This window comes from Bacillus sp. AF62, assembly GCF_050312695.1.
Taxonomy (GTDB): Bacteria; Bacillota; Bacilli; order Bacillales; family Bacillaceae_G; genus Bacillus_A; species Bacillus_A cereus.
Map to the genome: position 1 here is coordinate 1 of NZ_JBNPJZ010000068.1, position 10,886 is coordinate 10,886.

Consider the following 10,886-nt stretch of genomic DNA (forward strand, 5'->3'; position numbering starts at 1 on the left):
ACTATCATTCTTCCAGGAAAACGGGTTTCTTTATGCATTCATTTTTGGATATTTATGAGTTTTGCAACACCCTCAATTCAATAATTGAGAGCAAAAAGCAGATGTAATTTGTGTGGAAATTTCAGTATTAAGATAGAATTAAAATTTGAATGATTATAATAAAAAGAGCCCTTGATAGGTTCTTTTTTTAGTTGGTAAATATGATGTCAACAATAGATGGCGATAAAGGTAGTAATTTAGATGTCTTTATGTTAATCTGCTAAATTTTGTAGGAGGAATTCTTTTTTTCATACCTTCATACTCAATGAAAAAGGATATTTCATTTATTTGGGTGTTCTAGTGTATTTGAATTTTGCGCACCAACAAATTTTGTTTAGGGACAAAATGCGTTTTCTTAATTATCAGAAAAAAACAGTACGACAAAATTCCTATTCATTATTTTGGTAGGTATCAAATATTTCTTTGACCTTATTTTCTTGATATTACCGTACGTTTATATGTTTCTAAGGGAAAGAAATACTTTCATTTTTATTACCATCTATTGTTTGATTAAGATGGTAACATGAAAGTGAAACGTTTACAACCAGAAAATAAAGAAAAAATATTAAAATACGACTTTTTTCGACAATCATTCTATATTTATATTTCATTTTATTATAGGAAAAGGCGGGGGAAAGCGGACCTTTTCCTATAAAATGTTTTGTTGGAATTAGAAATAACTAAAAAAGTAATATTATCTTAAAATTAAAATGAAATTCAATGATAAGGTTATAATTGAATTTTTAAACCTCATGTGTATTGAAAGTATGGTCAAATCTTAATCCACGTTGCGTTTCTTCCTTTTGTAACTAGCTTAATATGGCCAAACACTTGCAAGGAATTTAAAGCCTTACTGATTGTACTTTCTGCAATGTCTGGATAAGTGTTACGAATACTTTCCTTAGTAAAGGGTTGTTTTTGTTTAAGTATAAAATCCTGAATTCTCTCAACTTTAGTATGTTTACATATAGAATCTAGAACTGTGTTATGTAGATCTTTGTAAGCCTCTAATATAATGGTTAAAAACGTTTTTAACCAAAAGCTATTATTATGTTCCTCGCAGTACCAATTCACCGAAGATTTATAAATCGAATTGTAATAATCAGATTCGTTTTTCTTAATATATTTATCCAAACATACATATTTTACAAATGTATGTCCACTCTTAATTAACAGCAATTGCATTAACATAAATGCCAGCCTGTTATTACCTTGATTGAAAGGGACTATGCAATAAAAATTTAATATAAAACGAGCTATTAATAAAAGTGAATGTAGCCCCTTACTAGTATTTAATGAGTTGTATTGATCACATAATTGCTCCATAAACCGTGGGATAAGTTCATGCGGAAGAATGCGGTAACTATTCAAGTGCATTCCATGTTCTGGAACTCCTGGAATAATAAAAGGTTTTTCACGCCATTTGGCACTGTCAGAGGTAATATAATGTATTAGTTGAAAATGTAATTCCTGTATAGTTGCTGGATTAATTAATAAAGTACAGGAGTTTTTATGTACAAAAGAAAGTGTTTGATAATAGCAGAAAATAGCATCTTCAGAAATATTTTGAGGTACTATATCATCTAAAATAAGTTCTTTTAATCTTTTATTAGGAACTTTTATATCCTCATAAATAGTTGTGAAATTTTTTATGTAATGTAGTGGTATAGTTTTTTCTAAACTATTAAATATGTCAGGGTTTTGTTCCTGATAAGCAGCTAATTTTCCTTTGAATTCGCTAATTTCACTTATTAAATTGATTAACCTCCTTTTTAATTCAATATTTTTGTACTTATCATCAAAAAAGTCTCTCATTTTTGTTCCTCCTGTAACCCCTTAACACGTTGTTGCATATATCTTTCCATTCTAAAGGTATGCCACGACATCATTGTAAAATAAAGACATTTTAGGTCTGATTTTGAATATATATATATCAGAATCTATATTTTTATTTAACAATTAAAATATGGAAATTATAAAGAAGAATCGTTAGGATTCAATTTTAATAGGCATAATCCTAACATCAAATGCACAAATGTACAATAAAAAAATAAAAAAATAAAACTATTGACTCTTTTGAAATATTATCTAAAAGAGTTTTAAGAAATTGTAGGTATAGATGTGCCTTAGTTTAGGAGTAAATAATAAAGTGGTAATAGAGTTTTCATAGGTAATTAAAAAGTATATAGACTATTAATTTGTGACAATTACGTGCCTAATCTATTATATGCTTTTATGAGAATTCTAAAATTAAACCCTAACGAGCTGAATTTTCTATATTTAGCATAAATATTAGGAGAGGCGTGCTGATGAAATGTATCATTTTATATAGAAATATGTAACGTTTAACACTCGTATTGTAAAATATTTTGACATACGTTAATTTAAATATTAGGTACAGGAACATGTAATAAAACCTCAGTACTAAAGTACCCTTTAAATGTTTCACCCTAAGAACGTTTCTCAAGCAACTGAAGTTTACCCTTTGTTTCTGTGCCTTATTAGATAAAAATAACATAATAAATTTTTAGAATATGATAATGAAAAATGGGTTTTCAAATCTTTTCCTTAAATATTAACAATCTCTTGATGATCTGTTTAAAGTAAGGAAATGCAGGGTAGACAATGGTATTAATAAAGAAAATACAGTTAAGCTAGATACATTAAGTTATTTTATAAGTAATTAAGCGTTAGATTGAATTAGTAAGAATTTTATATGTGTTTGCTAAATGGTTTGTTTTAATTGGTCTGTTACTATTAATTTATGAATTTTAACGTTTAGAAGCTAGTCAACATATAGGTTATATTAGTTATGTGGGTTTTAACCTCAAGTGTATATGTTTAAGGTTAAAGGATTTGTGAGTGGTATAAAAGAAGTGAAAGTCTGGAAGAAACGGATATAATCGGTTTCTTCCAGACTTTTTTTGCTTTTTTGTAATATAAAAAATTTATTTTTCCTACATGATTTAATTATCCGTTTTAATATTTGAATTTTTTGTGAAATAAAATGAGGTTTTTATTCTTCTTTAAATACATAATGTTACAAAATAGCGTAATTGTATTTACTTTATTTTTATAGGAGATTAAAAATAATAATAAATGTACCAATTTATGAGGGATATTAATATATTAATTGGTGATTTGTTCGTTTATCCCTATATTGCTATTATATTAGCGAAAACAATATATTGGGGGGACAAGAATGAATTTGAAATTAACATCTAAATTGGAAAGATTAAGAAAAAGTAAAAAAGGAATTGGTGCTTGTGTTCTGGCTGCAGGGGTAACGGCAATTACAATGATTCCTCAAAGTGCGTATGCACATGGGTTTGTTGAAAAACCGAGTAGTCGTGCTGCTTTATGTAGTCAGAATTATGGGGTATTAAATTTAAATTGTGGAAATGTAATGTATGAACCTCAAAGTCTAGAAGCACCTAAAGGGTTTCCAGAAGGTGGACCGATTGATGGTAAAATCGCTTCGGCAGGAGGACTATTTGGAGGAACTCTTGACCAACAAACAACAAATCGTTGGTTCAAAAACACAATTAAGGGTGGAGCAAATACATTTACATGGAAATATACAGCAGCACATTCTACAAGTAAATGGCATTATTACATTACAAAAAAGGGATGGGATCCTAATAAACCATTAACACGTGCTGAATTAGAACCAATTGGAACTGTGAAACATGACGGTTCGGCCGCATCAAATAATTTAACACATACAATTAATGTACCAACTGATCGTAATGGTTATCATGTTATTTTAGCTGTATGGGATGTAGCAGATACGTCAAATGCATTTTATAATGTAATTGATGTAAATTTAGTAAATAATGAAACTCCTGATACAGTAGCTCCAAGTCAACCAACTGAATTAAATGCCTCTAAAGTTTCTGCCAATAGTGTTGAAATAACATGGAAGGCCTCTACTGATAATATAGGTGTAAAAGAATATCAAGTGTTACGTAATGGCGAAGTAATTGATACGGTACCAGGTACAACTTTTATTGATAAAAAACTAAAAGCAGATACGGAATATACCTATACAATAAAGGCATTAGACTCTGCTGGAAACATATCAAAAGAAAGTGAAAAACTAAAGGTTAAGACAACACATGCAATCCCAGATATAGAGGCTCCAAGTCAACCAAAAGGATTACATAGTATGGGTACAACAGCGACAACTGTTGATTTGATGTGGAGTCCGTCTGAAGATAATGTAGGTGTTGACCATTATATTGTATATAGAGAAAGCGCTGGGGTTATGAATAAAATTGGGACAGCGGCTAATACATCCTTTATGGATAAAGATTTGAAGGCTAATACATCGTATAAATATGTAGTGACGGCGGTTGATTTAGCTGGAAATGAATCTAGTAGAAGTGATGTTTTGAATGTAACAACAAAGTTAGAGGATTCCACATATGAAAAATGGGATGCAAGAAAAGCATATACTAAAGGCGATAGAGTAGTACATGAGGGAAAAGTGTATGAAGCAGTTCAAGATCATCAAGGAAATGGCGACTCAAATTGGATTTTTGCCTTATCGCTTTGGAAGCCAGTTTTGAATAAGTGACAGGTGGGAAAAGGTAGTTAACATTTTGGGGTTTTCTTTTAAAAATTAAGGGCTGTGCCAAATATGAATTATCTTATGATTTAAATGATAAATCAATAAGATTTAAACCCCATCCTAATGTTTACGAAATGAAATTAAAAAAGAATCCCAATGGAATTTCATTGGGATTCTTTATTTTCTAATTTGTAATAGCGTATATTTTTACTGTGAATTTGTTAGTGGCACCCGTTGGACTTGCAATATAGTATTTAGTATTTGTGTAAGCTTCAGTCCTAGATCCATGTGAAATGTTTTTCCAACGAGTAGAATCTATTCCTAGGGAAACATCAATCATTACATTGAAAGAGATAGTAGAAGAATAATCTTTTTCTGAAGGCTCAATAACCCATTTTAATTCTTTGGTACCTACAGGTAAACTATCAATTTTAAAGTTTTGACTGGATCGATTTTGTTGCCCGGATAAAGGACTAGATTCAGATGATATTTGCGAAATTAATATTTCGTTTTCATTAGAATGTAGACCATTTAATTTAATGATACTATCAATTAAACCTGGACCAGGAAAATCAGCTACGATGATACCAGAATGTTTAATTACGCCTTGTTGTAAGAAATCGGTCCCAAGTGTATTCATTCCCCCATAGTATACTTGTCCGTTTCTATCGCGAGGGAAATCACTCCATGCATTTGTGGAATTCGTTTGAATCAATTTAGGACTACTATCAGTATTTCTGCTCTCTTTTCCGCTTGCAATAAACCAAGGATATACATTATTTAAAAATGCCGCTGCGCCCCCCGTACCACTAAAATGGTTGAGATAAATTTTTCCATTATTAAAGTTAGTATTTGCATTTTGTAGATGGGCTTTTATCGCAATCCATTTTGCATATATTTCGTCTGGTCCGCCTCCAATTTCAAATTTATCTTGTATATTCAAACCTTTGTAATCAATACCGTACAATTGAGTGGATGTAAAGTTTTGTAAGATTACAATTTTCCCGCGGGTATCTCCTAAAGTAGGGTTATTTCTATCTGAAGTTGGTACGGAGTTAGGGTTCCAAAAATATGAAGCATTAACGTTTTTATATTTTAAAAATATCTCCTCAAATGATAGAGATCCACTCTCAGGGGTAGTTTCTTCTTTTAGGCGCATTAATATTGTTTCTGTTGGATGATCTTTTAAAAATTGAATTGTCTCTTTTAATACATCTTCAAACACAGCTTTTTGATTTACAATGCCATGATACATCGCAAAAGAATCTTTTACACGTTTAACACGCATATCTACATATCGGATTCCAGAATTTAATTGTTGGGATAGACTCATAGTTTGATTTCTTGTCAAATTTTCATCAAGAAAGCTTGCTCCATGTAAAGCCATTGTGCCGTGAGTCCCTGGAATAGATATTTCACTTAATTTTGTAGAATCTTCTATTTTCGACATCCACGATGGATTTTGATACCCTATATTGGATTCATAGGAGTAACCTGGATGACTATCAGCTAAAATAGTAGATGGTGTACTTAAACTTGCTAGTGTAATACAAGTGAGGATGCTAATTTTAATGAAATTTCTCATTTTTATTTTCTTCATTTTATCTCTCCTGACCTTTAAACAATTGCTAGATGATTTTTTCCTATATTTATTGTTTTTCATTCTTAAGATAATAAATTTTTGTATTTAAAAATAATTAAAAATAGGGGGAGTAAGTTATTTGAGACTTTAATAATTTGTTTTAATGAATTGTACCTAATAGCCAAACGGATTCTTGAAAAATCGAAGTATAGCCTCAAAAAAAACAACTGTTTATCGTATTGTATACAAACAAAACAGAAGTCCTAAAAAAGACTTCTATTTTGTGACATATAATAAATGATAAGGTGGTAAACAAATCAAGATAATGTGAATGAGTGGTAAAAATTTATTAATAGCTGTTTTAGAATCTCTTATAACAAGGCGAATTACAAAAAGTGAATCCCTACAATGCTAATAAAAATTGAAAAATTCTATTCATTAAAACTTAGACTAACTACAGTTGCAATTGATTGGGCTGCATGTTCCCAGCTTCCATCTATAACTTTACCAATCTGCTGACCAAGTGCATTTAAATCATTTGGATTAACTGGAATTCCATTATAAGCAGCAAGAATTGATAAAAGTGGAGCAGCAAATGGTGTCCAACCACCTCTATCAATATTAAATACAGGTTTATCTAGTACCTTTCCATCTTGTACTGTAAACTCATAATAAAATTGATCATCTGGACGAAAACTTAAATGATGAGAAATTTGCCCCTTAACATATTTTTTTCCTGCACCTAGATTTACTACTTCTATTTCTTTTACATTAAATTCATGTTCAAATACTTTAATTTTTTTGACTTCTGGACCATTTAAGGCAGCTTGAACGGCTGTTTCCAAATTATTTTGTGCAAAAGGTTGAATACTCATTTGTGCCTCTTTTGGTTGAATAGGAGCCTCTTTTTCTGCAGCAAACACCGAGGTAGTAGGTAGCACACCTGTAGCTAATGTAGCTGCAAGTGCTGTTGTCATAATGATTTTTCTTTTCATCTTCATAGTTTTCCTTCCTCTCTTAAAGTTATAATATATAATCTTTTAAAGACTGACACAGTGCAATTTTTTTCATAATGTACGCCAAAAATCAGTTTAAGAATTATGTGAAATCGTGTCAGAAAATTAAAGGTAATTATATATGTATTTAAGATGATATCCATCTACACATGTTTTTTCAATTTTTAGATAAATGTAATGGTAATGACTTCTTGAGAATTAATTTAGCACCTTGTTTATTTAGAAAAGTCCTATAAACACATTTAGTTCATAGTAAAAGTAATATATTTGATATTAAATGTCTTGCGTAATGCGATAAAATTTCACAATTTTTCATCATTATATACAGAAAAAGGTAACGAAACTTAAGCGATATTTAATACTTGTCATAGTTGTGAATTATGTGAATCTACTTATTGTAACGGCTAAGATGTTAGATCCTGTTTTTTTAAACATAACTTATCCGGATTCATGAAAAGTATTTTAATATATTAGTTTTATTCGATGTAACAATATATGGTTTTGTTATTTAAAATAAAATATGGAAGTAACATAGGGGATTTACGCATATAGTAATTTTAATGGTATAATTAACAAAATTTTCATTTAAATCAGATAAAAACATAGTGTTTTTAACTTATAATAATGTTACTACGATGAAAATATGGCTACTAATTAGTTAATTTAAAAATCAATTTTAGATAGGAAGAGGATAATGAAGACCAGAGATAGTTATAAAATTATTGTAATTGGTGCTGGGACTGCAGGACTATCTTCTACTGCACATTTATTACGAAATGTCCCCCTATTGAAAGAAAGTATAGCAATTATTGATCCATCAAAAAAACATTACTTTCAGCCACTATGGAGTTTAGTGGGGGGAGGCATTGTTTCAAAGGAAAGTACGATGCGTGATCAAGAATCGCTTATTCCAAAAGGAGCAACGTGGATCCCTAAAACTGTTGTTAAGTTATGTCCATCTGAAAATAAGATACTGTTAGATGATGGACTGTTGCTTGAGTATGAAATTCTTATTGTAGCAGCCGGAATACAAATAAATTGGGAAGGTATTAAAGGCTTAAAAGAGTCTATTGGGAATAATGGGGTTTGTAGTAATTACTCTTATAAATATGTTGATTCAACTTGGAGAGAAATTGAAAAATTTAAAGGAGGAAATGCGGTTTTTACCCACCCCAATACTCCTATTAAATGCGGTGGTGCTCCACAAAAGATTATGTATTTAGCAGAAGAGTATTTTTCTAATAGCGGTGTAAGAAACAAAAGTGAAGTAATGTTTTATACTGCGAACGCTAACATATTTCAGGTTCCACGTTATGCAAATACTTTAGAACAAGTACTAGAAAGAAAGCAAATTATAACAAATTATAATAAAAACTTAGTAGAAATTACTGCCGAAAAGAAAGAAGCAATTTTTGAAGATACGCAAACACTGAAAAGAGAAACTGTACCATACAGTATGATCCATGTTGTTCCACCAATGGGGCCACCTAATTTTATTAAAGAGAGTGAGATAAGTGATTCTCAGGGGTGGGTAGATATAAGCCCTTATACTTTACAGCATGTACAGTATAAGAATATTTTCGGACTTGGAGATTGTACCAATTTACCCACCTCTAAAACTGGAGCGGCAATTCGAAAACAAATACCTGTCTTAAAACAAAATATTATGGACGTAATTAACGGAAGAGACTTGCATGCTAAATATGATGGATATACATCCTGTCCGATTGTTACAGGATATAAAAGTCTTATACTCGCTGAATTTAACTATGAACATGAGCCCCAAGAAACGTTTCCATTTAATCAAGCGAAAGAACGGTATAGTATGTTTTTACTTAAAAGATATATGTTGCCCTATATGTATTGGAATTTAATGTTGAAAGGGACCTTATAGGAGAAGATAAAAAGTGGTTATAAAAATTGAAAAACAATTTGAAATAACTATTTGGAGGGAATAACTATGCTTTTAAAATATTTTTATGATGAAAAATTAGCACATGCTTCCTATTTAGTCGGTTGTCAGAAGGAAGGTGTAGCAATTGTAATTGATCCAGGTCGCTATATAGAACAATATATAGAGTTTGCTAAGAAAGAGGGGATGGAAGTAATTGCTGCGGCTGAGACTCATATTCATGCTGATTTTCTTTCTGGGTCTAGAGAACTTTCTAATCTTTACCATGCAAATTTATATGTATCTGATGAAGGAGATTGTGATTGGAAATATCAATATCTTAACGAAGGTCGATACAAATTGGTTAGAGAGGGCACAGAGTTTAAAGTGGGTCATATAAAATTTAATGTAATTCACACCCCAGGGCATACGCCTGAAAGTATTTCTTTTTTAGTAACTGATACAAGTCAAAATAATTATACGAATGATAAGCCGATAGGGATATTCACAGGTGATTTTATATTTGTAGGAGATATAGGAAGACCGGATTTATTAGAAACTGCAGTCGGTATTAAGGATACTGCAAAAATAGGAGCGAAACAATTATTTAATTCTATACAAAAAATAAAAATACTTCCTGATTATTTGCAAATATGGCCATCACATGGTGCGGGAAGCGCATGTGGAAAAGCATTAGGAGCAATTCCAACTTCTACATTAGGTTATGAAAAGATGTTCAATTGGGCATTTCAGTGTAATGAAGCAAGTGATTTTATATCGACTTTATTGACGGGACAGCCAGAGCCTCCAAAGTATTTTTCATTAATGAAGAATTTAAATAAGTATGGTCCGCCAATTCGTAAGAAGAGAAAAAGTACTGCTATTAATACAGTAGAAGAACTTCAAGAAATTTTGAAGAGCGTTCATCAAATAGTTGATATAAGGGATGTAGAGAGTTTTGCTGCAGGTCATATCGAGAAGTCAATTAACATACCTTATAACAATTCTTTCACAACTTGGTGTGGATGGTTATTAGATTATAAAAAAGAAACTTTAATAATTCTAGATGAGGAAAAGGTTAAAGTAGAGGCAGTTATTAGAGAATTTGAATCTATTGGGTTAGATAATATTATTGCTTTTGCACCCTTAAAAGTAATACAAAGACTTGATAGATTTGAAAGTTACAAAGAAAAAACATCGATTGAATTATATCCGCATATAAAAGGTGGAAGCGTTAAGGTTATCGATGTGCGTAGTAAAAAAGAGTGGGAGGAAGGACACCTTCATGATGCAAAACATATCACTTTAGGTAATCTATTTGAACAACTAGATTATATACCGAAAGATTTTCCAATAGTTTTGCAATGTCGAACCGGATTACGTTCAGCTATAGCAGCTAGTATTTTACAAAGAGCTGGTATAAAGGAAGTAGTGAATTTAAAGGGAGGATTTCTTGCATGGAAAGAAGAAGGGCTTCCTTATACAACATGCAATCTCGATGTGTAGGAAAATATTATATGCTAGGTAAGAATAATTAAAAGAAGTTATAGATGACGTGTTAGAAAAGGGAATCATAATTGTCGCAGATTCAGGAAATACATTAGGATTATTAATTGATTATCCAGTTAAATATGAAAATGTAATATTTGTTTTAGCATTAAATAATTTAACATTGGATCCATCTTTTATGGAATGGCAGTGTTGGAAGTACTTAGAACCTGTTTAAAATCTTTTTAATAAAATCGCTACACCTGCCAATAAGCAACTCTGTCTGCTATTTTCAAG

At 30.9% G+C, this 10,886-nt stretch carries 6 protein-coding genes; 3 read left to right on the forward strand and 3 right to left on the reverse strand.

All coding sequences use genetic code 11. The annotated features are described in order from the left end of the window. Nucleotides 1-810 precede the first annotated feature (810 nt). Nucleotides 811-1,854, reverse strand: a complete 1,044-nt coding sequence (locus ACQRBL_RS16230) for a Fic family protein (protein ID WP_001204217.1) — start codon at nt 1,852-1,854, stop codon at nt 811-813. 1,387 nt (nt 1,855-3,241) lie between these two features. Here ACQRBL_RS16230 and ACQRBL_RS16235 point away from each other — a divergent pair. After that, nucleotides 3,242-4,618 carry a lytic polysaccharide monooxygenase gene (locus tag ACQRBL_RS16235; protein WP_411995870.1) on the forward strand — a complete coding sequence of 459 codons (1,377 nt, stop codon included), beginning with the start codon at nt 3,242-3,244 and terminating at the stop codon, nt 4,616-4,618. A 178-nt stretch (nt 4,619-4,796) separates the two neighbouring features. Here ACQRBL_RS16235 and ACQRBL_RS16240 read toward each other — a convergent pair whose 3' ends face one another. Then, a complete protein-coding gene (locus tag ACQRBL_RS16240) occupies nt 4,797-6,212 on the reverse strand; it encodes a phosphatidylinositol-specific phospholipase C (protein ID WP_411995871.1) in 1,416 nt (471 codons plus the stop codon). Between the two features lie 413 nt (nt 6,213-6,625). Then, nucleotides 6,626-7,195, reverse strand: a complete 570-nt coding sequence (locus ACQRBL_RS16245) for a hypothetical protein (RefSeq protein ID WP_016130655.1) — start codon at nt 7,193-7,195, stop codon at nt 6,626-6,628. A 709-nt stretch (nt 7,196-7,904) separates the two neighbouring features. Between ACQRBL_RS16245 and ACQRBL_RS16250 the strand changes: the two genes are divergently transcribed. Both ACQRBL_RS16250 and ACQRBL_RS16255 read left to right on the forward strand, forming a co-directional pair. Continuing rightward, a complete protein-coding gene (locus tag ACQRBL_RS16250) occupies nt 7,905-9,104 on the forward strand; it encodes an FAD/NAD(P)-binding oxidoreductase (protein WP_411995872.1) in 1,200 nt (399 codons plus the stop codon). A gap of 66 nt (nt 9,105-9,170) precedes the next feature. Next, a complete protein-coding gene (locus ACQRBL_RS16255; protein WP_097920797.1) occupies nt 9,171-10,607 on the forward strand; it encodes an MBL fold metallo-hydrolase in 1,437 nt (478 codons plus the stop codon). Nucleotides 10,608-10,886 lie beyond the last annotated feature (279 nt).

What these genes read in the sequence shown, in the direction of transcription:
- ACQRBL_RS16245 (WP_016130655.1), bottom strand. Translation starts at nt 7,195, where the DNA reads ATGAAGATGAAAAGAAAAATCATTATGACAACAGCACTTGCAGCTACA.
- ACQRBL_RS16250 (WP_411995872.1), top strand. Translation starts at nt 7,905, where the DNA reads ATGAAGACCAGAGATAGTTATAAAATTATTGTAATTGGTGCTGGGACT.
- ACQRBL_RS16240 (WP_411995871.1), bottom strand. Translation starts at nt 6,212, where the DNA reads ATGAAGAAAATAAAAATGAGAAATTTCATTAAAATTAGCATCCTCACT.
- ACQRBL_RS16255 (WP_097920797.1), top strand. Translation starts at nt 9,171, where the DNA reads ATGCTTTTAAAATATTTTTATGATGAAAAATTAGCACATGCTTCCTAT.
- ACQRBL_RS16230 (WP_001204217.1), bottom strand. Translation starts at nt 1,854, where the DNA reads ATGAGAGACTTTTTTGATGATAAGTACAAAAATATTGAATTAAAAAGG.
- ACQRBL_RS16235 (WP_411995870.1), top strand. Translation starts at nt 3,242, where the DNA reads ATGAATTTGAAATTAACATCTAAATTGGAAAGATTAAGAAAAAGTAAA.